This window comes from Ramlibacter sp., assembly GCF_035627355.1.
In the GTDB taxonomy this organism is placed as follows: Bacteria; Pseudomonadota; Gammaproteobacteria; order Burkholderiales; family Burkholderiaceae_C; genus Ramlibacter.
Window position 1 is genome coordinate 60,109 of sequence record NZ_DASPLW010000043.1, and the last position, 21,122, is coordinate 81,230.

General features: G+C 70.2%; 24 protein-coding genes and 2 tRNA genes. 12 read left to right on the plus strand and 14 right to left on the minus strand.

Features of this window, described 5'->3' with window-relative positions; all coding sequences use genetic code 11:
- Positions 1 to 52 precede the first annotated feature (52 nt).
- The 3 genes from VEC03_RS11250 to VEC03_RS11260 all read right to left on the minus strand — a co-directional run bounded on the left by VEC03_RS11250 (position 53) and on the right by VEC03_RS11260 (position 2,692).
- On the minus strand, positions 53 to 1,333 hold the full coding sequence (locus tag VEC03_RS11250; protein ID WP_324915255.1) for an NAD(P)/FAD-dependent oxidoreductase: 1,281 nt from the start codon (positions 1,331 to 1,333) through the stop codon (positions 53 to 55).
- Positions 1,334 to 1,341: 8 nt separating this feature from the next.
- Positions 1,342 to 1,647: a c-type cytochrome gene (locus tag VEC03_RS11255; RefSeq protein WP_324915256.1), complete on the minus strand. Its 306-nt coding sequence runs from the start codon at positions 1,645 to 1,647 to the stop codon at positions 1,342 to 1,344.
- 103 nt (positions 1,648 to 1,750) lie between these two features.
- Positions 1,751 to 2,692 carry a pseudouridine-5'-phosphate glycosidase gene (locus VEC03_RS11260; protein ID WP_324915258.1) on the minus strand — a complete coding sequence of 314 codons (942 nt, stop codon included), beginning with the start codon at positions 2,690 to 2,692 and terminating at the stop codon, positions 1,751 to 1,753.
- Between the two features lie 55 nt (positions 2,693 to 2,747).
- Between VEC03_RS11260 and VEC03_RS11265 the strand changes: the two genes are divergently transcribed.
- On the plus strand, positions 2,748 to 3,437 hold the full coding sequence (locus VEC03_RS11265) for an alpha/beta family hydrolase (RefSeq protein ID WP_324915259.1): 690 nt from the start codon (positions 2,748 to 2,750) through the stop codon (positions 3,435 to 3,437).
- A gap of 15 nt (positions 3,438 to 3,452) precedes the next feature.
- Here VEC03_RS11265 and VEC03_RS11270 read toward each other — a convergent pair whose 3' ends face one another.
- A complete protein-coding gene (locus VEC03_RS11270) occupies positions 3,453 to 4,022 on the minus strand; it encodes a histidine phosphatase family protein (RefSeq protein WP_324915260.1) in 570 nt (189 codons plus the stop codon).
- A 15-nt stretch (positions 4,023 to 4,037) separates the two neighbouring features.
- On the minus strand, positions 4,038 to 4,661 hold the full coding sequence (locus VEC03_RS11275) for a DUF938 domain-containing protein (protein WP_324915261.1): 624 nt from the start codon (positions 4,659 to 4,661) through the stop codon (positions 4,038 to 4,040).
- A 145-nt stretch (positions 4,662 to 4,806) separates the two neighbouring features.
- On the opposite strand from VEC03_RS11275, the gene VEC03_RS11280 reads away from it, so the two are divergent.
- The 7 genes from VEC03_RS11280 (at position 4,807) to VEC03_RS11310 (ending at position 9,364) form a co-directional block, all read left to right on the plus strand.
- Positions 4,807 to 5,322 (plus strand): hypothetical protein, encoded by a 516-nt coding sequence (locus tag VEC03_RS11280; protein ID WP_324915263.1) that lies wholly within the window; start codon positions 4,807 to 4,809, stop codon positions 5,320 to 5,322.
- 36 nt (positions 5,323 to 5,358) lie between these two features.
- The gene (locus VEC03_RS11285) at positions 5,359 to 5,604 is read left to right on the plus strand and encodes a DUF3820 family protein (RefSeq protein WP_324915264.1); all 246 of its coding nucleotides are present in this window, start codon (positions 5,359 to 5,361) and stop codon (positions 5,602 to 5,604) included.
- Position 5,605: 1 nt separating this feature from the next.
- On the plus strand, positions 5,606 to 5,950 hold the full coding sequence (locus tag VEC03_RS11290; protein ID WP_324915265.1) for a hypothetical protein: 345 nt from the start codon (positions 5,606 to 5,608) through the stop codon (positions 5,948 to 5,950).
- Positions 5,951 to 6,019: 69 nt separating this feature from the next.
- A complete protein-coding gene (locus VEC03_RS11295; protein ID WP_324915267.1) occupies positions 6,020 to 6,571 on the plus strand; it encodes a DUF3592 domain-containing protein in 552 nt (183 codons plus the stop codon).
- Positions 6,571 to 6,993, plus strand: a complete 423-nt coding sequence (locus VEC03_RS11300) for a hypothetical protein (protein ID WP_324915268.1) — start codon at positions 6,571 to 6,573, stop codon at positions 6,991 to 6,993. The genes VEC03_RS11295 and VEC03_RS11300 overlap by 1 nt, the downstream gene beginning before the upstream one ends.
- On the plus strand, positions 6,986 to 8,557 hold the full coding sequence (locus VEC03_RS11305) for a hypothetical protein (protein ID WP_324915269.1): 1,572 nt from the start codon (positions 6,986 to 6,988) through the stop codon (positions 8,555 to 8,557). Before VEC03_RS11300 ends, VEC03_RS11305 begins: the two co-directional genes overlap by 8 nt.
- A 6-nt stretch (positions 8,558 to 8,563) precedes the next feature.
- Positions 8,564 to 9,364: a hypothetical protein gene (locus tag VEC03_RS11310; RefSeq protein WP_324915271.1), complete on the plus strand. Its 801-nt coding sequence runs from the start codon at positions 8,564 to 8,566 to the stop codon at positions 9,362 to 9,364.
- A 47-nt stretch (positions 9,365 to 9,411) separates the two neighbouring features.
- Here the strand turns inward: VEC03_RS11310 and VEC03_RS11315 are convergent.
- The 5 genes from VEC03_RS11315 to VEC03_RS11335 all read right to left on the minus strand — a co-directional run bounded on the left by VEC03_RS11315 (position 9,412) and on the right by VEC03_RS11335 (position 12,814).
- Positions 9,412 to 9,487, minus strand: a tRNA-Lys gene (locus VEC03_RS11315).
- A gap of 47 nt (positions 9,488 to 9,534) precedes the next feature.
- Positions 9,535 to 9,610: transfer RNA gene (locus VEC03_RS11320), tRNA-Ala, on the minus strand.
- Positions 9,611 to 9,626: 16 nt separating this feature from the next.
- Positions 9,627 to 10,523, minus strand: a complete 897-nt coding sequence (locus tag VEC03_RS11325; protein WP_324915296.1) for an NAD(P)-dependent oxidoreductase — start codon at positions 10,521 to 10,523, stop codon at positions 9,627 to 9,629.
- A 28-nt stretch (positions 10,524 to 10,551) separates the two neighbouring features.
- Positions 10,552 to 11,910, minus strand: a complete 1,359-nt coding sequence (locus VEC03_RS11330; RefSeq protein WP_324915272.1) for an NAD(P)H-dependent oxidoreductase — start codon at positions 11,908 to 11,910, stop codon at positions 10,552 to 10,554.
- 22 nt (positions 11,911 to 11,932) lie between these two features.
- A complete protein-coding gene (locus VEC03_RS11335; protein ID WP_324915273.1) occupies positions 11,933 to 12,814 on the minus strand; it encodes a phytanoyl-CoA dioxygenase family protein in 882 nt (293 codons plus the stop codon).
- Between the two features lie 155 nt (positions 12,815 to 12,969).
- Between VEC03_RS11335 and VEC03_RS11340 the strand changes: the two genes are divergently transcribed.
- Entirely contained in the window at positions 12,970 to 13,821 is an 852-nt protein-coding gene (locus VEC03_RS11340; RefSeq protein WP_324915274.1) for an alpha/beta hydrolase, read from the plus strand.
- A 155-nt stretch (positions 13,822 to 13,976) separates the two neighbouring features.
- Here VEC03_RS11340 and VEC03_RS11345 read toward each other — a convergent pair whose 3' ends face one another.
- Positions 13,977 to 14,954 (minus strand): GMP reductase, encoded by a 978-nt coding sequence (locus VEC03_RS11345; RefSeq protein WP_324915276.1) that lies wholly within the window; start codon positions 14,952 to 14,954, stop codon positions 13,977 to 13,979.
- A 187-nt stretch (positions 14,955 to 15,141) separates the two neighbouring features.
- A complete protein-coding gene (locus VEC03_RS11350; protein WP_324915277.1) occupies positions 15,142 to 15,819 on the minus strand; it encodes a hypothetical protein in 678 nt (225 codons plus the stop codon).
- Between the two features lie 32 nt (positions 15,820 to 15,851).
- On the opposite strand from VEC03_RS11350, the gene VEC03_RS11355 reads away from it, so the two are divergent.
- Positions 15,852 to 18,260, plus strand: coding sequence for a UvrD-helicase domain-containing protein (locus VEC03_RS11355; RefSeq protein WP_324915278.1), 2,409 nt, complete (start codon positions 15,852 to 15,854; stop codon positions 18,258 to 18,260).
- 12 nt (positions 18,261 to 18,272) lie between these two features.
- On the opposite strand, the gene VEC03_RS11360 is transcribed toward VEC03_RS11355, so the two are convergent.
- Positions 18,273 to 18,818 carry a hypothetical protein gene (locus tag VEC03_RS11360; protein ID WP_324915280.1) on the minus strand — a complete coding sequence of 182 codons (546 nt, stop codon included), beginning with the start codon at positions 18,816 to 18,818 and terminating at the stop codon, positions 18,273 to 18,275.
- A gap of 174 nt (positions 18,819 to 18,992) precedes the next feature.
- Between VEC03_RS11360 and VEC03_RS11365 the strand changes: the two genes are divergently transcribed.
- Both VEC03_RS11365 and VEC03_RS11370 read left to right on the plus strand, forming a co-directional pair.
- Positions 18,993 to 20,318 carry an aromatic ring-hydroxylating dioxygenase subunit alpha gene (locus VEC03_RS11365; protein ID WP_324915282.1) on the plus strand — a complete coding sequence of 442 codons (1,326 nt, stop codon included), beginning with the start codon at positions 18,993 to 18,995 and terminating at the stop codon, positions 20,316 to 20,318.
- On the plus strand, positions 20,315 to 20,803 hold the full coding sequence (locus tag VEC03_RS11370) for an aromatic-ring-hydroxylating dioxygenase subunit beta (protein WP_324915284.1): 489 nt from the start codon (positions 20,315 to 20,317) through the stop codon (positions 20,801 to 20,803). The genes VEC03_RS11365 and VEC03_RS11370 overlap by 4 nt, the downstream gene beginning before the upstream one ends.
- Before the next feature lie 75 nt (positions 20,804 to 20,878).
- Here the strand turns inward: VEC03_RS11370 and VEC03_RS11375 are convergent, their stop codons facing one another.
- Complete coding sequence (locus tag VEC03_RS11375) at positions 20,879 to 21,091, minus strand: glycine zipper 2TM domain-containing protein (RefSeq protein ID WP_324915286.1); 213 nt, start codon at positions 21,089 to 21,091, stop codon at positions 20,879 to 20,881.
- Positions 21,092 to 21,122 lie beyond the last annotated feature (31 nt).

Here is a 21,122-nt window from a genome sequence, read left to right on the forward strand (position 1 = left end):
GGCCGTGCGGCCGAGGTGGGCATGGCCGCTCGCGCAGGGGTGGGGGCTGGCCTCAGCCCACCGTGTCGGCCCAGATGTTCTGCGCCCAGTTCCAGGCGTAGACGCCTTCCTGCGTGCTGGGGGCCGGGCTCAGGCCGCCGGCGCCCGGCACGGGGAGGAAGGTCTTCTGCGCGCTCGAGTACGCGTGCACGCTGGCCACGTGGATCACCCGCCGGTCGTCGACGTAGCTGTAGCAGGTGTTGGTGAGCATGGGCGCCGGGTTCGGCTCCCGGCCGGACAGGCGCGCGACGATGGCCGCGGCCGCCACCTTGGCATGCGCATTGGCCATGTGGCCGCTCTTGGGCATGCCGGGCGCGATCTGGACCGCATCGCCCAGCACGTGCACGTCGGGCGCGACCGTCGACTCGAAGGTGAGCCAGTCCACCCCGCACCAGCGGTGGTTCGCCAGGTTGTTCAGTCCTGCCTGCACCGCGATGGCGCCGGCGCGCATCGGCGGCAGCACGTTCAGCACCTGCGCGCGCACGTCGTCCTGCACCTCGAATTTCAGCAGGCCCTGGCGCGCGTCGACCGCCACCACGGTGTGCTGCGGCCGGTACTCGAGGATGCCCTTGTACTGCTCGGCCCAGACTTTCTTGAACAGCGCGCCCTTGGAGGTCACGTCCGGATTCGCATCCAGCACCAGCACCTTGCTGCGCGGCTTGGCCTGCTTGAAGTACCAGGCGACCTGGCAGGCGCGCTCGTAGGGGCCGGGCGGGCAGCGGTAGGGCTGCTCCGGCACGGTGATCGCGTAAACGCCGCCGTCGGGCATGGCTTCGAGCTGGCGCCGCAGAGCCGCCGTCTCGGGCCCCGCCTTCCAGGCGTGCAGCACCTGGCCGGAGATGTTCGCGGCCTGCAGGCCCTCGATGGCGCCGAGCTGCAGGTCGACCCCGGGCGAGACCACCAGCTTGTCGTAGCCGATCACGGCACCGCCGGCCAGGGTGACGGTCTTGCGGCGGGTGTCGACGGCGCTGGCCTGGTCGCGCACCAACTGCACGCCGTGGCGGCGGGACAAGGAGTCGTAGGGCGTCGTGATGTCGGCCATGCGACGGCTGCCGCCTATGACCAGGTTGGACAGCGGGCAGGACACGAAGCGGGCGTTCGGCTCGACCAGCACCACGTCGATGCGGTAGTCCGACAGCAGTCGCACGTACTTGGCGGCCGTGGCCCCGCCGTAGCCGCCGCCCACCACGACGACGCGGGCGCGCGAGGGCACGCGGCTGGTGGTGGAGGCGCAGCCGGCCAAGCCGAGCAGGGACGTTGCGGCGGCGGATTGGAGCAGGCGTCGTCGTTGCATGGCGATCCTCACGGCTTGGTGGCGGCGAAGTAAGTGGCGAGCTGCTCCAGTTGCTGCCCGGAGAAGCCCTTGGCGATCTGGTGCATGACGGTGGCCGGGCGGGTGCCGTCGCGGAAGGCCTGGAGCTGCCGCAGCATGTACTCGCGCGGCATGCCGGCGATCGCCGGCACTTCCGATCCGGGCACCGTGCGCCCGTCGGTGCCGTGGCAGCCGGCACAGGTGGCGGCCAGGCTGCGCACGTAGAGCACGTCCTGCGCCTGCGCGGGCAGGCAGGCGGCGGCTGCCAGGGGCAGCGCGAACCAGGTCGATCGCATCGCGGGTCTCCTTCCGTAGGCCATGGAGGCCCCGGCAGCTTGGCCTGCCAGCGCGGCTTTGCCGTTCGTGGAAATCCCTGAGACCGGGCCTGCGGGACGGCGGTCAGGACGCCCGCGACAACGTGCCGGCGAGCGCCAGCGCCAGGCGCGCGCCGGCCGCGGCGTTGTTCTTCACCAGCGCGATGTTGGTGGCCAGGCTGCGCCCGCCGGTCAGCGCTTCGAGCCGGGCGAGCAGGAAGGGCGTGACGGCCTTGCCGATGACACCCTGCGCGCGTGCCTCCGCGAGCGCCTGCTGCGTGAGGGCGTCGATCTCCTGCTGCGGCATCGCCGCCGCTTCCGGCACCGGCACGCTGAGCACCACGCCGCCGGCCAGGCCCAGGTCCCACTTGCTGCGGATGAAGCGGGCCTGTTCCGCCGCGTCGTCGATGCGGAAATCGGCCCGGTGGCCGCTGTTGCGCGTGTAGAAGGCGGCGAAGTGGTCCTGCCCGCAGGCGATCACCGGCACGCCATGCGTTTCCAGGTACTCCAGCGTTAGCCCGATGTCGAGGATGGACTTGGCACCGGCACACACCACCGCCACCGAGGTGCGGGCCAGCTCCTGCAGGTCCGCGGAGATGTCGAAGGTCTCCAGCGCGCCGCGGTGCACGCCGCCGATGCCGCCGGTGACGAACACCTCGATGCCGGCCAGCGCGGCACAGATCATGGTGCCGGCGACCGTGGTGGCGCCCAGCCCGCCTTGGGCCAGCACGAAGGGCAGGTCGCGGCGGCTGACCTTGTGGACCTGGTCCGAGCGGCCCAGCCGTTCCAGCTCGGCGTCATCCAGGCCGATCCGGATGCGCCCGTCCATCACGGCGATGGTTGCCGGTTCGGCGCCCATGTCGCGGATCAGCGCCTCGACCTCGCGTGCAGTGCGCACGTTCTGCGGCCAGGGCATGCCGTGCGCGATGATGGTGGACTCCAGCGCCACGACCGGTCGCCCGTCGGCCTGCGCCGCGGCCACCGGCGCACTGCGCACCAGCCAGGAAGAGTCGGGTCGGGTCGTCATGGGCCAGTCCGGAAGCAGCGAAGACGCCGGATTGTCGCTACCCTGACCCCTGCCCATGAAGCACGCCACGCATGCCCTCCGTATCGCCCTGCCCGAGGGCGGCAGCGTTTCCGCCTTGCTGGACCGGCCGGCTGGACCGTTCGCCGGCCTCGTCCTGGCCCACGGCGCCGGCGCGGGGATGGCCCATCCGTTCATGGCCCGGCTGGGCGCCGCGTTGCGCGAGCGCGGCGTCGCCGTCCTGCGCTTCCAGTTTCCGTACATGGAGCAGGGCAGCAAACGGCCGGACCGACCCGCCGTCGCGCAGATGGCCGTGCGTGCCGCCGTGGCCGAAGCGGCGAAACAGCTGCCCGGAGTGGCCCTGTTCGCCGGCGGCAAGTCCTTCGGCGGGCGCATGAGCTCGCAGGCGCAGGCTGACGAGCCCCTGCCGCAGGTCCGTGGACTGGTGTTCGCCGGTTTCCCGCTGCATCCCGCCGGCAAGCCGTCCACCGAGCGCGCCGCCCATCTCGAACGGGTGGTGCTGCCCATGCTGTTCCAGCAGGGCACGCGGGATGCGCTGGCGGATCTCTCGCTGGTGCGCCAGACCGTCGAGCGGCTCCGGCCGCGCGCCACGCTGCACGTCGTCGAGGAGGCGGACCATTCGTTCCACGTGCCGGCGCGCTCGGGACGCAGCGATGCCGAGGTGATCGAGGACCTGGCGGAGGTGGCCGCGGGCTGGATGCGTTCGCTCGCGCAGCGCTCGACCTGAGCGCACGGGCCCGGATCAGGGCTGGATCGTGCCGAGCACCCGGAACGGCCCCTCGGCCGTGGGCTGCACCACCACGCCTTCGCCGGAGGAGGTGCCCTGGCCGGTGAGGGCGCTGATGTTGACCTGGTGCGTCACGACCACCAGCACGCCGGGACCTTTCCAACGCCGCAGCAGCCGGCGCGCGGCGTCGGTCTGCGCTTCGCGCTGCTGCGGCCCCAGGCTGAAGAGGGAGTTGAACGCAGGCTCCTCCTGCACGCGGTCGCCGAAGGCCAGCCGGGCCGTGTCGCGGGACCGGCACCACTGCGAGGACAGGACCGCCCCCACCCCGATGCCGCGGCGGCGGAACTGCTCGCCGATCGCCCGTGCCTCGGTGCGGCCCTGCTCGCCCAGGTTGCGCTGGCTGCTGCAGTCGCCCAGCCGGAAGCCGGGCGGATCGCCGAAGCCGGGCGCGGTGGCATGGCGGAACAGCACGATGGCGCCCGGCCGCGCGAGCGCCTCCCAGCCGTCGGCTGCGAAGGCGCAGGCGGCCAGCAACCCGAGCACCGCGGCGACCGCCCTGGGCATGATGGTCGTTCCTTGCTGCATGGGGGCTTCGGCGATTCAGTCGGCGATACCGAACTCGAGCAGCAGGTTGTTCGCCGGCATGGCATGCCGCTGGCGCAGGTCGAGCCCGGCGCGGCGCGCCTCGGCCACCACGTCTTCCAGCCGGCGAATGCCCCAGGACCGGTTGCGCGCGCGAAGGTCCTGGTCGAAGCCCAGGTTGCTGGGCGCCGGCGGGACCTCGTCCTCGAAGTACGGGCCGTAGGTGACCAGGGTTCCGTCCTGTGCGAGATACCGTGCCGCGCCGCGCATCAGGGCCGTGCAGCTCGCCCAGGGCGAGATGTGCAGCAGGTTGGCGCAGAAGATCGCGTCGAAGCGCTGCGCGAACGGCGCATCCGGCGAGGGCCATTGCGGCGCCATCACGTCGAGGTGCACCGGCGGCAGCACGTTGGCCAGCCCGGCCTTGGCGACGCGGGCCTCGATCACGGGCAGCAGGGCCGCGTCGGCTTCCGTGGGCTGCCAGCGCCAGCCGGGCAGGGCAGCCGCGAACCAGGCCGCGTGCTGGCCGGTGCCCGACGCGATCTCCAGTGCTGCGCCGTGTCCGCCCAGGATGCGACGCAGCACCGCGAGGATCGGCTCCTTGTTGCGATCGGCTGCGGGACTGCTGGGCAGGTGCTCTGGCATCGATGGCGTCCGAAGGACGTAGGAGAAGACGACGAGTGGAGTGTCGCGCGGAAACGGCGAGCGCCGGCAGGCAACAGTTCTTTTCCAGCCTTGGGCTTTCGCCGTGCCTCTCCTACAGTGGCCGGCCAATCCGATGGAGGACACGATGGCGAACACTTCGAAGCGCACCCAGCAGTCCATGTCCGGCAACGGCGCCGACGGCGCCGTCCAGCAGCCGGGCACGGGCGCATGGGCGCACATGGCGCGCCAGCAACTGGTCTGGGCGGCCGACACCATGGCCATGCTGTTCCGCGCCGGCGAATCGATCCAACAGGCGCAACTGCACATGGCCCAGCGCGGCGCCCTGCTGAGCCAGCAGGCCGCGGAGAACCTGCGCAACGCCGACACGCCGCTCGAGCTGGCTTCGATCCAGGCCAACCTGCTGGCCTACGAGTACCAGGAGGCAATGCGCTACTTCCAGGAACTGATGCTGGCCGGCGCCAAGGCGACCACGGCAACGGCCAGCGCCCGCGCGCAGCCGCGCGAGGAAACCGTCGCCGCGAACGCGGCCGACGCGACGGCCCAGGTCGTCGAAGCCGCCATGAACGCGGCGGCGCCGATGGCCCAGGCCTGGCAGCAGATGTTCACGATGCCGAACCGCGCAGCCGCGGCGCACCACTGACGAGCGGGGGCCGCGGCGTCGCCGACAATGGCGCGCATGTCGGACCCCCTGCAACGCCTGCTGGCCACGGAGATGCCCTACGGCAAGCACAAGGGCACGCCGCTGGCCGACCTGCCGGGCAACTACCTGGCTTGGCTCGCGCGCGAGGGATTCCCGCGCGGCGAACTGGGGCGGCTGCTCGCGCTGATGCACGAGCTCGATCACAACGGCTTGCGCCACCTGCTGGAGCCCTTGCGCACCGGCCCGCGCAGGCCGCGGACGAACGCGGGTGAGGCACCCTGACGTGGACGATCCCAACCAGATCGAAGTCCCGGCCTCGTTCGTGGCGCTCTACGCCTCGCCGTCGGGCCATCGCCTGCTGGAGCCGATGGACACGGTGCGGCGCCGCTACGAGCTGTGCGAAGACCTGGCGCAGATGCTCATCGAGCAGGCCAGCACCCTGCAGTTCAAGACCGGCGCGCCGGAAGAGGAGGTGTTGGCGACCCTCCTGGCCGGCCTGGCGGCGCCGGAGTCCACGGTGCAGCCGGCCGAGGCGGGCTGGGTGGTCCGGCGGCTGGCGGAACTGCTGGAGTGGCGCTTGCCGCCAATGGCTGAGCTGGCTAGCATCACGCCCCATGCGCGCAAGTGACCCAAGGCCATCGCGGCCCCTCCCGGACCGGCTTTTCCCTCATCCGAGCGGCAGCCCACTGCAGCGCGGATGATCAGTCCCGAGCTGTCGATCCGGCTGCTCCTGTTCTGCGCCGTGATCGCCGCGGCAGGCGCCGCAGTGACAGGCTATGGCGTGTGGCTCGGCCGGGCAAGCGAGGCGAGCAGGGACTGGCCGGTCGTCACCGGCCAGCTGCTGCACGCACAACTCGCGCTGAAGGACCAGGATCGCCTCTCGCAACCCAAGCGCCAGCAGGTCAAGCCGGAGAACCCGATCTACCGCACGGTGAGGGTCTGGGACCTGGACGTGGCGTACCGCTACCGGGTCGGTGACCGCGAGTACACGGGCAGCACCGCCACTTCCACGCTCCTGGCCGAGGACGCGCTCGACGATGCCCGCGGTCCAGGCGAGTCGCTGCGGGCGGCGGCCGCACGCCTGCGCCCGGGACCGGTCCCGGTCCACTACGACCCCGATCGGCCCGACCGGAGTTTCCTGATCCACGTGCCCGATCCCCAGGCGCCGCACACCGTGCGGTTCGGCCTGTGGATGATGGCGGGGGCGGTCGCCGTGGCGCTCCTGCTCGTGCTCCTGAAGAGACCTTGATGTTCCAGTTGTCCTCGCGTCAGTTCGACGCACTCGGCGCCGCCTCGAGGGCGCGCTTCAGCGACGGCGTGAAGCAGCTGGTGGCGGCACTGCGCCCGGACCTGCAGCCGCGCATGACCCCGCAGGCGCACGAGGCCTTCGTCAGGCAGCTGGTGGACACCGGGCAGCGGTACGGCCTCACCACCGAATTCGAGTGCGCCGCGCTGGGAGCCGCGATCCTGCTGGCCGGGCCGGGGTTCCTGAACGCACCCGATTCGCCCCTTCACCAGATCATCGGCAGGACCCAGGTGGATCCCGTCTATCGCGCCAACCAGCTGGTCCAGGAACTCGAGCGCACGCACCTGGCCTCGCCGAAGGTGGGCGGAGCCGCCGGAGCCCGCAACACCGAATCCGGCCCGTCGGCCGCAGCAAGCCATGGCTGAAGCCACCCTGCGCGCCCCGGGCGGCCTGCGCAATCTGCTCAGGGACTTTTCCACCGGCGCGCCGCCGGGCCGTGCGGTGCTGCCTTGCGGCACGAATGCACTGGCCCAATTGCCCACCGTGCCCTGCAACCTGCAGCAGATCCAGGTGGACGAGGTCAACGGCCAGCCGACGCGCGAGTCCGGCAAGCGCAGCGCGACCGTCGCGCGGACGATCACGGTCCGGCCCGGCGATCCGGCCGGGCAGCCGTTGCTGCAGGTCACCGCGGCCTCGGCGAAGGAGGCCCCACGCAAGCTCGTGCTGCGCAGCACGTACCAATGCCAGTGCGGCAACCCCACTCACAACCAGCTCGTCGTGGTGACGCCCGGCGGCCAGAAGCCGTTCGGCGGCACGTCGGCGCAACTGAGCGTGCACCGCCGCAAACTGATCTACGACGGCGGCGCGCTGGACAAGCTCGCCGGCGAGGGCCCGTTTGCCCTGGTCAAGGCGTATTTCAACGACTTCGGGTCCCGGGAGCACTACAGCGTGGTGGCGGCCAGTTGCGGGCTGCCCTCCAACTATGCGGCCATCCCGCAGCCCGGCATCGTCGCGTACGTCGAGGTGTTCCCCGCCGACCTCTTCAAGATGGCGCTGGAGTTCCCCACCGCGTGCGAGCCGAAGCGGTTCCAGGTCGAAGGGAAGACCGCCCGCTGGCAGTCCTGGTACGACAAGCACAGCGAGAAGGTCGAGAAGGATGGCACCTCGTACTACAAGGAGAACGAGGCGTTCTTCAGGGAGGCGGGGCTCTCCGAAGCCGAGGTCGTGGACTCGTTCAAGGAAATGAGCGACCGGCGCCTCGGGGAGGAGGAACCGACGTGGGCCGGCAGGATCAAGTTCAGCCTCACGCGCACGGACGGCGCGACCGAATACGGCACGCCGGAGGATTCCACCCGGAAGCTCAAGACGCTGCTCAAGTCCATCCGTGATGCGGAAGAGGCGATCAGGAACCTCAACTCCTTCCTGCGGCATGCGACGGTGGGCGTGGGCGCGAGCGTGGAGATCAAGCCCGCGTTCCTCGCGCTCTCGCTGAACGCGCAGTGGAGCAACGAGGAATACACCGACTGGCGCGTCTACCGCGCCTACAAGGCCAGCCTCGACCTGACGCTGTTCAAGCTGGAGGCCAAGATCGCCTGCGGCGTGCGCTGCGCGGGATTCTTCGACGCCTACGTCGAGCTCGGCGGCGAGGGCAGCATCAAGGCGTCGGCGGAGCTGAGCAGCCACGGCCCGGGGCAGCGTGCCCCGGCCGAGATCAAGCCGCAGGGCGAGGTCAAGATCACCGGTTCCCTCAAGGGCGAGTTCGGCTGGACCGTCAAGCTCGAGAGGTCCATCGAGGTGACCTTCGTCGCCGAGATGGAGAAGTTCCATTTCATGACCGAGCAAGACGTCATCGGCGGCGAGATCAGCATCAAGCGCGAGCCCGCGAACTACGTGTTCGTGGCCAGCAACTCGATGATGCGCAGGAAGAGCAGCCGGAAGAAGCCGGTGGAATGGCTGCCCGAGCATGTGTACGGCCCCTTCACGTTCTGACATCCCATGAGGCGCTACGTCATCCGGCTGCAGGCGGCCAACATGCGCTGCGAGGTGCGCATCAACGACATCCCGGTGGCGCTCGTCGCGCCCGGCGAAAGCGCCGGGCCGATCGACGTCCCGGTCAACGAGTTCGTCATTCCCGGCAGCAACGTGATGGCGGTGACGGCCAACGCCAACCCGCTGCCCAGCCGGGTGCGGGAGCCCTGGGCCGGGCCTGCCGAAAGCGGCGTGCAGGCCGGCGCGCCCGCCCGGCTGACGGCCCGCCTGTTCGCGGAGGAGGGCCACAAGCCGGTGGGCTGGTTCACTCCCGTGGACATCGCCTGGGCCGGCCCTGCCGCGCCGAACCCGGTCACCCAGGAAAAGGCGTTCAACGTCGGCGACAGCAGCCACGCCTGGGGCTGGACCCGCGCCGCCGTGCTCAACCCGGCGACGGCCGCGGCGGACGCCCATCCCATCCTGGTGCACCTTCATCGGCTGTTGCAGGCCGGGGACATCGGAGGGCTGGCCACGGTGCTGCAGGCCAAGCTGCAGGAGGTCACCGCCGACGCCTACGACATCGCGGCAGGACCCATGGCGAACGCGCTGCGCCAGCAGCTGCAGGCGTGCATGCAGAGCCCGGAGTGGACGTTGCTGCCGGTGGACCGGCCCCAGGTGGACCTGCGCCTGGTCGCGGGCCGGCGGCTGGTCGAGTGCCTGCGGCCGAACGGCACGCCCGCGCTGACCTACGTGAGCCAGGACGAGGAAGAGTTCTCCCTGCCGGTGATGCTGGGGGTGCTCGACGGGCGCTGGGCAGTGCTGCGCTGATGGCGCGCGAGGGCCTGGAAGGCTCTCTCGCGGCGGGGGGAAGAAAGTGGTGGGTCCTGTAGGATTCGAACCTACGACCTACGGATTAAGAGTCCGCTGCTCTACCAACTGAGCTAAGAACCCACTGTTGCAAACGCCGCCCGAACGGCGGCGCCAGCGAAAAAGTGTCGTGGTGGAGAGGAGGAGGATCGAACTCCCGACCTTCGCATTGCGAACGCGACGCTCTCCCAGCTGAGCTACCCCCCCACAACAGGCCGATATTCTAGCGCATGCCGTTGCGGCTCGCGAGCTCGACGAACAGGCCGGAATGGTCCAGGTCGGACAGCCCGTGTTCGATGGCTTCGGCGTAGAGCCGGGCGAACAGCCCGGTGATGGGCGCGTCGAAGCCGATCTCCTCGGCGGTGGCCAGCGCGTTGCGCATGTCCTTGAGCTGCACGGTCATGCGGCCGCGCGGCGCGAAGTCGCGCTCGACCATGCGCTGGCCGTGCAGCTGAAGGATGCGGCTGTCGGCGAAGCCGCCGCTGATGGCTTCGCGCACCTTGCCCATGTCGGCGCCACCCTTGGCGCACAGCAGCAGCGCCTCGGCCACGGCGCCTATGGTGATGCCCACGATCATCTGGTTGGCCAGCTTGGCCAGCTGCCCGGCGCCATGCGGGCCCACGTGCGTGGCGCGGCCGAACACCTGGAACACCGGTGCCGCGCGCTCGAAATCGGCGGGCGAGCCGCCCACCATGATGGCCAGCGTGCCGTTCTCGGCGCCCACGGTGCCGCCGGAGACCGGTGCGTCCAGGCAGGCCACGCCGAGCTCGCCCAGCCGCGCCGCATGGTCGCGCGCCTCGCGCGGCTGGATGGAGGCCATGTCGATGAACAGGCTGCCGCGGCGCATCGCCCGCGCCACGCCCTGGTTGAACAGCACGTCGTGCACGACCGTGCCGTTCTCCAGCATGCTGATCACGATCTCGGCGTCGGCAACCGCTTCGGCCGCGCTGTCGCAGGGCCGGGCGCCGTCGGCCACCAGCGGCTCGCACTTGGCGCGCGTGCGGTTCCAGACGGCGACGTCATGGCCGGCGCGGCACAGGCGGCGCGCCATGGGCAGGCCCATCAGACCGGTGCCGAGCAGGGCGATCTTCATGGTGGGAGTCTCTCCTTGGACGGCCATCATGGCGCGGCCGCGCCGGCCCTGCCTGTCACGCAGCTTTCAGCCGAGCTGGCGCGAACAGCTCTTCCATCTCGCGCCGCAGCTGCCAGGCCCGGGTCCCGGTGTCCATGGCGACGTCGTCCCAGCACAGGCTCTGCCCCTTGGCGACCGGCCGCACCACCTTGATGCCGTGGGCCAGCCCCAGGGGCAGGCCGCCCATCTGCGTGGAGCGGGCCGCCGGCAGCAGCTTGCCCCACACCGTGTAGCCGCCTTCCCCGTCCAGTACTTCGCCGGGCTGCAAATCGCGCTTGGCGGTGGCGACCACGTCGGCGTTCCAGCCGGTCGCCACGCCGGTGGCCTCGCCGCGCAGGGCGACCGAGGCGACCGACAGGCCGACCTCCAGCCCGATCAGGTGCCAGCGCTTGTACAGCGTGAAGTAGCGCCCGCTGGGGTCGGTGTGGGCGTTGTATTCCTCGAAACAGTTGCGGATGTACTCGGTCTCGCCTTCCACCGTGACCCACACGCCCATGCGGATGTCGTAGGGGATGGCGCGGCCGTCGGCTTCCAGCGAGGAGATCACCTCCACCATGCCCTTGCGCTCCAGCACGCCGCCTTCGCTGCGCGGGCGGGTGACGAAGGGGATGTCTTCGACGCTCGCCGGCGGGTAGAGCAGGCCGTCGCCGGGCACGCCCAGGCCGGTGGCATTGGCCACGGCGGTGCTCTCGATCGAGGGCTTGGAGCCGTCGAGGAAGCTGTTGAACATCTTGGGGTTCAGGCCGCCGCGCCGGGCCTGCTCGGGCGTGAGGCCGTAGTAGCCCCACACCGTCTCGGGCGTGGATTCGCAGAAGTGCGGCAGCCACTTGTGCCCGCGGCCGGCCGCCACCACCGGGAAGCCGCAGGTGCGCGCCCAGTCCACCAGGTCGCAGATCAGCGCCGGCTGGTCGCCGAAGGCGAGCGAATACACCACGCCGGCCTCGGCTGCGCGGCGCGCCAGCAGCGGGCCGCAGAAGGCGTCGGCCTCCACGGTCACGTTGACCACGTGCTTGCCGTTGGCGAAGGCTTCCAGGCAGTGGTCGACGGCGGCGATCGGGTGGCCGGTGCACTCGACGATCACGTCGATCGCCGGGTGCCGCACCAGCGCCTGCCAGTCCTCGCCGACGTGGGTGCTGCCGGCCGCGATGGCGGCGTCCAGCGACGCGGCTTCGGTGCGGGCGGGCTCCCAGCCGACGCGGGCCAGGTTGGTGCGAGCGTTGGCGGGTGACAGGTCGGCGATGCCGGCCAGGTGCACCCCCGGCGTGCGCGGCACCTGGGCCAGGTACATGGATCCGAACTTGCCGGCGCCGATCAGGCCGACGCGGATGGGGCGGCCGTCGGCGGCGCGTTGCTGGAGTTGGGCGTAAAGGCTCATGGGGCGATTGTGCTGTCGCGCCTCAGGCAGCCCGGCGGACGGCGTCGATCGGATCGGACGAGGTCACCAGCGCGCTGGCGGGCAGCCCCGCCTTCCACGGCACCTCGACCGGGTAGGCCACCTGCAGGCAGTCGTCGGGCAGGCATTCGATCGGCCGGAAGTCGCGGTGGGCGATGTACTCGGGGCGCTTGAAGCGCCGGATGTGGTTGGACACGGCGCACAGGCTCAGGTACACGCTGACGCGGTTCCAGGGCGAGAGGTTGCTGCTGGACGCATGCAGCAGGCAGCTGTGGAACAGGATCATGGAGCCGGCCGGGCCCTGCGGGCTGACGATGCCGCCGTCCTTGCCGCCGGCGCGTTCGACCAACTGCGCGATCAGCTCGTTGCTGACGGTCCACAAGGGATAGCTGGTGGTGGTCAGGTCGTGGTTGGCCTCCACCACGCCCTTCCTGTGGCTGCCCGGGATGAACATCAGCGGGCCGTTGAACGCATTGACGTCGTCCAGGAAGATGGCCACGTTCATCGCCCGCTCGGTGGGCATCAGGTCGTCGTTCAGCCAGGTGCCGTAGTCCTGGTGCCACTGCCAGACGTCGCCTTCGAAGGCCATCTTGCCGTTGATCTTGAACTGGTGCATGTAGACCGGCTCGCCGAACAGGTCCATGACCGGCCGCACCATGCGCGGGTGCCGCGCCAGCCGGGCGAAGGGTTCGCTCACCAGGTGGGCCGCGAAGTTGATGCGCACCGCATCGCTGCCCTTCTCGCGCACGTTGTAGACCTCGCGCCGTTCGTAGAGCGCGGGCACGGCGTCCTGCAGCACCCGGATCTCGTCCGGCGAGAACAGGCTGGGGAAGAACAGGTAGCCGTCGCGGTCGAACTGCTGCCGCTGCTCGGGGGTGAGTTGCATGGGCGTCTCCTGGTGGCCGGCGGTTCCGGGTTGCCGGCGGGTTCTTCATGATGCCGGCTCGGCGGTTGTCCGTGTGGCGTTCTTTGGCTGGGCCGGCTCTGCGGTATCGTCCGGCTGGTTCAAGCATGGCACCCATCCCGAGGAAAGGTCAACGCATGGCACGGCAGGACGGCGAGTGGCTCGACCGCATGTACAACAACCGCGCGCTGGTGCCGGAGCACGGCATCCACCTGGCGCGCTGGACCGACGCCTCCCGGCGCGCGCGCGAGGCGTTCGAGTGCGAGCTGGACATCCCTTATGGCGACGGTCCCGGCGAGAAGCTCGACGTGTTCCCGGCGCCGCAGGCGCGGGCGCCGGTGATGGTGTTCCTGCACGGCGGCTGGTGGCGTTCGCTCGACAAGAGCGACCACTCCTTCGTCGCGCCCATGTTCCAGGACGTGGGCGCCTGCGTGGTGGTGCCGAACTACGACCTGTGCCCGGCGGTCACCATTCCGCAGATCACGCTGCAGATGGTGCGGGCGTTGGCCTGGACCTGGAAGCACGCGCCCACCTACGGCGGCGACCCGCGGCACATCACCGTGGTCGGCCACTCGGCCGGCGGCCACCTGGCGGCCATGATGCTGGCCTGCGACTGGCGCCGCTGGGATCCGGACCTGCCCGGCGACGTGGTGCGCAAGGGGCTGTCGATCTCCGGGCTGTTCGACCTCGACCCGATCCGGCGCACGCCCTTCCTGGCGCCGGACCTTCGGCTCACGCCGGAGGACGCCCGCAAGGCCAGCCCGGCCCTGCTGCCGTCACCCGTGGGCGCGACCCTGTACGCGGTGGCCGGCGCGGAGGAGAGCCCCGAGTTCCTGCGCCAGAACGAGCTGATCCGCCAGGCCTGGGGCGAGCCTTGCGTGGAGGTTTGCGAGGCGCTGCCAGGGCTGAACCACTTCAGCGTGCTGGAGGCGCTGGTCGAGCCGGAGCACCGGCTGCACGAGCTGGCGCTGGATTTGCTGTTCCGCTAGATCGCTGCTGCCTTCGTCATTCCCGCGAAGGCGGGAATCCAGTGCGTCCGCTTTCGCGGCCTGCTTGAAAGCTCTGGATCCCCGCCTGCGCGGGGATGACGTCTCCGCCTGCGCGAGGATGACGTCCTTACGTCAGCAGATGTTCCCCGGGGTCATCACATCAAGAGATGCTCGCCCGCGTTGTCGCCGCCCAGGATCACGTAATTCACCTTCCGGATGTCCAGCAGCCGCCGTCCGCCCGAGTAGCTGATGGAGCTCTGGATGTCCTCCTGCATCTCGCGCAGGGTGTCGGCCAGCTTGCCCTTGACCGGCTCCAGGATGCGCTTGCCCTCCACGTGCCGGTACTCGCCCTTGTTGAAGTCGGACGCGCTGCCGTAGTACTCCTTGTACAGGTGGCCGTCGACTTCGACCGTCTGGCCGGGCGACTCCTCGTGGCCGGCCAGCATGGAGCCGACCATCACCATGGAGGCGCCGAAGCGGATGCTCTTGGCGATGTCGCCGTGCTCGCGGATGCCGCCGTCGGCAATGATGGGCTTGGTCGCCACGCGGCCGCACCACTTGAGCGCCGACAGCTGCCAGCCGCCGGTGCCGAAGCCGGTCTTCATGCGCGTGATGCAGACCTTGCCGGGGCCGATGCCGACCTTGGTGGCGTCCGCGCCCCAGTTCTCCAGGTCGATCACCGCCTCGGGCGTGCCCACGTTGCCGGCGATCACGAAGGTGGTGGGCAGCTTCGCCTTCAGGTGCGCGATCATGTTCTTCACGCTGTCGGCGTGGCCGTGCGCGATGTCGATGGTCACGTACTCGGGCACCAGGCCTTCGGCGGCCAGCTGGTCCACGGTCTCGTAGTCGGCCTGCTTCACGCCCAGCGAGATCGAGGCGTAGGCGCCTTGCGCCTTCATCCACCGGACGAACGCCAGGTTGTCCAGGTCGAAGCGGTGCATCACGTAGAAGTAGCCGTTCTGCGCCAGCCACAGGCAGATCGCCTCGTCCACCACCGTCTTCATGTTGGCGGGGACCACCGGGATGCGGAAAGTGCGCCCGCCCAGCTCGACGCTGGTGTCGCATTCGGAGCGGCTTTCCACGCGGCACTTGCGCGGCAGCAGCAAGACTTTGTCGTAGTCGAAGATTTCCATGTGACCAAGCTCCCTGAGGGAATCGTTGAGGAACGAGTGGACGCTTGGACTGGGCCCGGTCGTGCCTGGAAACCAGGGGCACATCAACCCTCGGCGAGGGTTGCGCGACGGCTGCGGCGGCCCTGAGGCACGCCATGACGGCGCAAAAAAAAACCGGGTCCCAAATGCTTGGGCCCGGTGCGCAATTCTAGCGCCTGTGCTCGGTCGGGTCGCAGCGCGACTCCGAGATGGCCCTGATCCGTCCCCGTGAATCCTGCAGCCAGCCCACCACCCGCAGGCGATCGGGGTTGGCGCCCTCGGGAATGCTCATGGGGCGGGCCTCGAAGCGCCGCCCGGGCGCGGCCGGCCAGGGCACCTGCAGCAGGTTGCGCACCAGGTTGCGCTCCACCGGCGAGCCCTCGGTGCCGGCCGGCAGCGTCTCGACCAGCGCCAGCCAGCCGGTGAAGGGGCCCTGGCCGCCGCCCAGCGACTGGATGGAGGTGCCCACGTAGCCGTTGAAGGCCGGCCCGTGGGCGACGCGCAGGTGGCCGGCGCCGTCCTGGCGTACCGTGTGCAGCGAATCGAGTCCGGCCGGCGGCCGGCGGCCCAGTTCGCGCAGGCGCTCCAGCGCATCGCGGGTGGCGGCGGCCGACAGTGGCGCGTCGTCGCCGCGCGCGCCGGGAACAATCCAGTCGATCGCCAGCTCGCCGCGGCGCGGGCGCGGCGCCCGGTCGTCCTGCCAGCAGGCCTCGCAGTCGGCACTGATGAAGCGCTCCAGCAGCGCCGACGGCGCGGGCTGCTCGTCGCTGCTGCAGGAGGGCTGCTGTGCATGGGCCGCGGCGACGGCGGTGGCCAGCAGGGCGGCGAGGAGGGCGGCTCGTGACATTTGCTTGCGAAGGGCCGTTTCTACAATGCCGTATGTTCCCAGAAGTCGACGCCGCGTCCCCGCTCCTGCAACACCTCAACCCCGAGCAGCGCGCCGCCGTCACCCTGCCCAACGAGCACGCGCTGATCCTGGCCGGCGCCGGCTCCGGCAAGACCCGCGTCCTGACCACCCGCATCGCCTGGCTGCTGTCCACCGGCCAGGTGTCGCCCGGCGGCGTCATGGCCGTCACCTTCACCAACAAGGCGGCCAAGGAAATGATGACCCGGCTGTCGGCCATGCTGCCGGTGAACGTGCGCGGCATGTGGATAGGCACCTTCCACGGCCTGTGCAACCGCTTCCTGCGCGCGCACTACAAGCTGGCCAACCTGCCGCAGAGCTTCCAGATCCTGGACCAGCAGGACCAGCTCTCGGCGATCAAGCGCCTGATGAAGCAGTTCAACGTCGACGAGGAGCGTTTCCCGGCCAAGGAAACCCAGTGGTTCATCGCCGGCTGCAAGGAGGAGGGGCTGCGGCCGGGGGCGGTGGACGCCCGCACGCCGGAGGACCGGCGCAAGGTCGAGCTGTACCAGCTGTACGAGGAGCAGTGCGCGCGCGAAGGCGTGGTCGACTTCGGCGAGCTGATGCTGCGCAGCTACGAGCTGCTGCGCGACAACGACCCGATCCGCGCCCACTACCAGCGGCGCTTCCGCCACATCCTGATCGACGAGTTCCAGGACACCAACCGGCTGCAGTACGCGTGGATCAAGATCTTCGCGTTCAACCCGGACGGCAGCCCCGGCGAGGGCAACTCCATCTTCGCGGTCGGCGACGACGACCAGAGCATCTATGCCTTCCGCGGCGCGCGGGTGGGCAACATGGCCGACTTCGTGCACGAGTTCGGGGTGCGCCACCAGATCAAGCTGGAGCAGAACTACCGCAGCTACAGCAACATCCTCGATTCGGCCAACGCGCTGATCAGCCACAACAAGGGCCGGCTGGGCAAGAACCTGCGCACCGACCAGGGGCCGGGCGAACCGGTGCGTGTCTACGAGGCGCCCACCGACCTGGCCGAGGCGCAGTGGCTGGTCGAGGAGATGCGGCAGCTGGCGCGCGACCAGGGGACGACGGCGGGCCTGCCGCGGCGCGAGATGGCCGTGCTGTACCGCAGCAACGCGCAGAGCCGGGTGATCGAGACGGCGCTGTTCAACGCCGGCGTGCCGTATCGCGTCTACGGTGGCCTGCGCTTCTTCGAGCGCGCCGAGATCAAGCACGCGCTGGCCTACCTGCGGCTGCTGGAGAACCCGCAGGACGACACCAGCTTCCTGCGGGTGGTGAACTTCCCGCCGCGCGGCATCGGCGCGCGCAGCATCGAGCAGCTGCAGGACGCCGCGCGGGCGGCCGGCTGCTCGCTGCACGACGCGGTGAGCGCCACCACCGGCAAGGCCGGTGCCAACCTGGGCGCCTTCGTCGCCAAGATCGACGTGCTGCGCGAGCAGACCCAGGGGCTGAGCCTGCGCGAGATCATCGAGTTGATGCTGCAGCACTCCGGCCTGCTGGAGCACTACAAGGCCGAGCGCGAAGGCGCCGAGCGCATCGAGAACCTGGAGGAACTGGCCAGCGCCGCCGAGAGCTTCGTCATGCAGGAGGGCTTCGGTCGCGATGCCGTCGCGCTGCCGATCGACGAACTGAGCCAGAGCCCGGTGAGCCAGGGGCTCGATCCCGACCGGCCGATGGAGGACCTGCCGGCCCAGACGGGCGGCAACGCCGAGGACCTTGCGCCCGACGCCGAGACCGGGGAGACGCTCTCGCCGCTGGCCGCCTTCCTCACCCACGCGGCGCTCGAATCCGGCGACCACCAGGCCCAGGCCGGCCAGGACGCCGTGCAGCTCATGACCGTGCACTCGGCCAAGGGGCTGGAGTTCGACGCGGTGTTCGTCACCGGGCTGGAAGAGGGCCTGTTCCCCAGCGAGCGCTCCATGGCCGACTACGAGGGCCTGGAGGAGGAGCGTCGCCTGATGTACGTGGCGATCACGCGCGCCCGCAAGCGCCTGTACCTGAGCTACTCGCAGACGCGGCTGCTGCACGGCCAGACCCGCTACAACATGCGCAGCCGCTTCTTCGACGAGCTGCCGGAGCACGCGCTCAAGTGGCTCACGCCCAAGGACTCGGGCTTCCGCGGATCGGCCTTCGGCTACGGCGCGGGGTATCCGAGCACGCGCGGCGGCCAGGGCGGCAGTTCGTGGAGCGCCGAACGCTACGCCAGCCCGCCGCCGGTCGTGCAGAAGGCGGCACCTTCGCATGGCCTGCGCGCCGGCCTGCAGGTGTTCCACAACAAGTTCGGCGAAGGCACCGTGCTGTCGATCGAAGGGCAGGGCGACGACGCCCGCGCCCAGGTCAAGTTCAACCGGCACGGCATCAAGTGGCTGGCCCTGTCGGTGGCCAAGCTGACGCCGGTGACCTGACCGCGGCTGCGGTCAGAGGTGCAGCCACTCCTCTTCCGGCAGGCCGCGCAGGAAATCGAGCACCGCGGCCCCGGCGCCGCGCGCCACCGCCCACTCCAGGTGGTCGCGCAGGCACAGCCGCTTGGGCAGCGCCGAGGTGGCCTTCCACGCCGCCCCGCTGATCGGCGGTGGCGGCTGCCAGAAGGCGCCCTCCTGCCGCTTGTCCGGCAGCAGCTGGTACAGGGCCTGCCAGGCGCCCGGCAGCGGGCACACCCGGTCGTTGCGCCGGCTTTCGGCCAGCAACTGCTCCAGCGTGACGCGAGCGGTGGCGGGGGCGGCCGCCGGCAGCGGGTTCGGCCGCGTGGGCGCGAAGGCCCGTTCGGTGCCCAGTGGCAGCGGCGCGGTGGCGGGCACGGTGTCGGCGAAGCGGGCTTCGTGGCGCTCGTGCAGTTCCTGGAACAGGGCCCAGCTGGTTTCGGTGTCGCGCTCCTGCGCCTCGGCTTGCGGGATGCGGTCGCCGTACAGGAAGGGCGCTTCCAGGGCAGGCGTGCGGGGCGGTCGTCGGGGTGGGCGGGACATTCGGGCGAGGGCGGCGCGATGGTCGAATTTACATCCGGATGCATTTGCGCGGCCGTCCCTTGCCGACAGACCGATCACTCCCGCCAGGTCGCACCACGGCGCCGGGCCGGCGACGCTGCGCAGACGGGTGCCATCGAGAGGCCTGCTTATCATCCCGGACAGGAGTACCGTCCCATGAACGCCCCCGAACCCCTCTCACGCTGGGCGCAGCCCGGCTCCAGCCGCGTGCCCTTCTGGGCCTACACCGATCCGGGGCTCTACCAGCGCGAGCTGGAGCGGATCTTCTACGGCCCGCACTGGTGCTACGTCGGCCTGGAGGTCGAGATTCCCAGGACCGGCGACTACAAGCTCAGCTGGGTGGGCGAGCGCCAGGTGATCATGGTGCGCGACCGCGTCGCGCCCAGGGACCGCGGCACCGACCATGGCATCCGCGTGGTCGAGAACCGCTGCGCCCACCGCGGCGTGCGCTTCTGCCAGCAGCCGCACGGCAATGCGCGCAGCTTCGTCTGCCCCTACCACCAGTGGACCTACAAGCTCGATGGCGACCTGGCCGGCCTGCCGTTCAAGGACGGCGTGAAGGCGGTCGCGGAGGACGGTTCCCCATGCGTCCAGGGCGGCATGCCGGCCGACTTCGACATGAAGGCCCACGGGCTGACGAAGCTGCGGGTCGAGGTGCTGCACGGGCTGGTGTTCGCCACCTTCAGCGAGGCCGCCGAGCCGCTGCGCGACTACCTCGGCCCGGACGTCATGCCCTGGCTGGACCGCATCTTCCAGGGCCGCCAGCTCGCGCTGCTGGGCTACAACCGCCAGCGCATCCCGGGCAACTGGAAGCTGATGATGGAGAACATCAAGGACCCGTACCACCCGGGCCTGCTGCACACCTGGTTCGTCACCTTCGGCCTGTGGCGCGCCGACCAGAAGAGCCGCATGGTGATGGACAAGCACGGCCGCCACGCGGTGATGATCTCGCGGCGCAACGATGGCGGCGAGAACAAGGTGGTGACCGAAGGCGTGACCTCGTTCAAGGCCAACATGGTCCTCAACGACGACCGCCTGCTGGACGTGGTGCCCGAGCCCTGGTGGAAGGTGGCCGACCCGGCCAACCCGGGCACGGAGATCATGCCGACCGTCACCATGATCACGCTGTTCCCCAGCGTCATCGTGCAGCAGCAGGTCAACTCGCTGTCCACCCGCCACATCGTGCCGCGCGGCGAAGGCGGCTTCGATTTCGTCTGGACCCACTTCGGCTTTGCCGACGACACGCCCGAGATGACGCGCCGGCGCCTGCGGCAGGCCAACCTGTTCGGGCCGGCCGGCTTCGTCAGCGCCGACGACGGCGAGGTGATCGAGTTCAGCCAGGACGGCTTCCGCCAGTGGGGCGAGGAGGGGCAGACGATCTGCGAGCTGGGCGGCACCGGCACCGGCGGCACCGAGCACATGGTGACCGAAACCCTGATCCGCAGCATGTACGCCTACTGGCGCAAGGTGATGGACGCATGAAAGAGGCGCTGCTGCTCCAGCTGGAGCTCGACCGGCTCAATGCCGACTACGCCGCGGCGCTGGACGAGCGCCGCTTCGACGACTGGCCGGGCTTCTTCCTGGAGGACGGGCACTACATCGTGCAGGGCCGCGAGAACTTCGACCGCGGGCTGCCGCTGGCGCTGATCGCGCTGGAGAGCCGCGGCATGATGAAGGACCGGGTCTACGGGATCACCCAGACCATCTTCCACCGGCCGTACTACACGCGCCATGTGGTGGGAGCTGCCCGGGTTCTGCCGTCGCAGGAGGGCGACGAGCCGGGCCTGGTGCGGGCCCAGGCGAACTACGCCGTGTTCCGCACCCGCCCGGGCGATGCGAGCGAGGTCTACAACGTCGGGCGCTACATCGACGAGATCGTGCGCACGGACGAAGGCCTGAAGTTCAGGAGCCGGCGCTGCGTGTACGACAGCGAGATGGTGCTGAACTCGCTGATTTATCCAATCTGATCCGGCGCAACGCGCAAGCCGTGCGCGATGCGCCTGGATCCTCCGCCTGCGCGGAGGATGACGGGATGGGGCGGCTTACCTATTGGGTTCGGTCGCCTTGTTGCCGATGTAGCCGCCGGCGGCCGCGCCGCCCAGCGTGCCCAGCGGGCCACCGAACACCGAGTTGCCGACCACGCCGCCGACAGCCGCGCCGCCGATCGTGCCGGCGGTCTGCCGGTCCATGTTCGCGCATCCACCCAGCGCCAGCATCGTCGCGGCGGCCACGACGGCGAAGAGCTTCGATCTCATATCGTTCACCTTCAATCGTTCACGACCGCCA

Coding starts and splice junctions, on each gene's coding strand:
- VEC03_RS11280 (WP_324915263.1), top strand. CDS start 4,807: ATGGCGAACACTTCGAAGCGCACCCAGCAGTCCATGTCCGGCAACGGC.
- VEC03_RS11285 (WP_324915264.1), top strand. CDS start 5,359: ATGTCGGACCCCCTGCAACGCCTGCTGGCCACGGAGATGCCCTACGGC.
- VEC03_RS11375 (WP_324915286.1), bottom strand. CDS start 21,091: ATGAGATCGAAGCTCTTCGCCGTCGTGGCCGCCGCGACGATGCTGGCG.
- VEC03_RS11265 (WP_324915259.1), top strand. CDS start 2,748: ATGAAGCACGCCACGCATGCCCTCCGTATCGCCCTGCCCGAGGGCGGC.
- VEC03_RS11250 (WP_324915255.1), bottom strand. CDS start 1,333: ATGCAACGACGACGCCTGCTCCAATCCGCCGCCGCAACGTCCCTGCTC.
- VEC03_RS11325 (WP_324915296.1), bottom strand. CDS start 10,523: ATGGCCGTCCAAGGAGAGACTCCCACCATGAAGATCGCCCTGCTCGGC.
- VEC03_RS11255 (WP_324915256.1), bottom strand. CDS start 1,647: ATGCGATCGACCTGGTTCGCGCTGCCCCTGGCAGCCGCCGCCTGCCTG.
- VEC03_RS11355 (WP_324915278.1), top strand. CDS start 15,852: ATGTTCCCAGAAGTCGACGCCGCGTCCCCGCTCCTGCAACACCTCAAC.
- VEC03_RS11295 (WP_324915267.1), top strand. CDS start 6,020: ATGATCAGTCCCGAGCTGTCGATCCGGCTGCTCCTGTTCTGCGCCGTG.
- VEC03_RS11310 (WP_324915271.1), top strand. CDS start 8,564: ATGAGGCGCTACGTCATCCGGCTGCAGGCGGCCAACATGCGCTGCGAG.
- VEC03_RS11330 (WP_324915272.1), bottom strand. CDS start 11,910: ATGAGCCTTTACGCCCAACTCCAGCAACGCGCCGCCGACGGCCGCCCC.
- VEC03_RS11275 (WP_324915261.1), bottom strand. CDS start 4,661: ATGCCAGAGCACCTGCCCAGCAGTCCCGCAGCCGATCGCAACAAGGAG.
- VEC03_RS11300 (WP_324915268.1), top strand. CDS start 6,571: ATGTTCCAGTTGTCCTCGCGTCAGTTCGACGCACTCGGCGCCGCCTCG.
- VEC03_RS11305 (WP_324915269.1), top strand. CDS start 6,986: ATGGCTGAAGCCACCCTGCGCGCCCCGGGCGGCCTGCGCAATCTGCTC.
- VEC03_RS11360 (WP_324915280.1), bottom strand. CDS start 18,818: ATGTCCCGCCCACCCCGACGACCGCCCCGCACGCCTGCCCTGGAAGCG.
- VEC03_RS11340 (WP_324915274.1), top strand. CDS start 12,970: ATGGCACGGCAGGACGGCGAGTGGCTCGACCGCATGTACAACAACCGC.
- VEC03_RS11345 (WP_324915276.1), bottom strand. CDS start 14,954: ATGGAAATCTTCGACTACGACAAAGTCTTGCTGCTGCCGCGCAAGTGC.
- VEC03_RS11270 (WP_324915260.1), bottom strand. CDS start 4,022: ATGCAGCAAGGAACGACCATCATGCCCAGGGCGGTCGCCGCGGTGCTC.
- VEC03_RS11350 (WP_324915277.1), bottom strand. CDS start 15,819: ATGTCACGAGCCGCCCTCCTCGCCGCCCTGCTGGCCACCGCCGTCGCC.
- VEC03_RS11335 (WP_324915273.1), bottom strand. CDS start 12,814: ATGCAACTCACCCCCGAGCAGCGGCAGCAGTTCGACCGCGACGGCTAC.
- VEC03_RS11260 (WP_324915258.1), bottom strand. CDS start 2,692: ATGACGACCCGACCCGACTCTTCCTGGCTGGTGCGCAGTGCGCCGGTG.
- VEC03_RS11365 (WP_324915282.1), top strand. CDS start 18,993: ATGAACGCCCCCGAACCCCTCTCACGCTGGGCGCAGCCCGGCTCCAGC.
- VEC03_RS11370 (WP_324915284.1), top strand. CDS start 20,315: ATGAAAGAGGCGCTGCTGCTCCAGCTGGAGCTCGACCGGCTCAATGCC.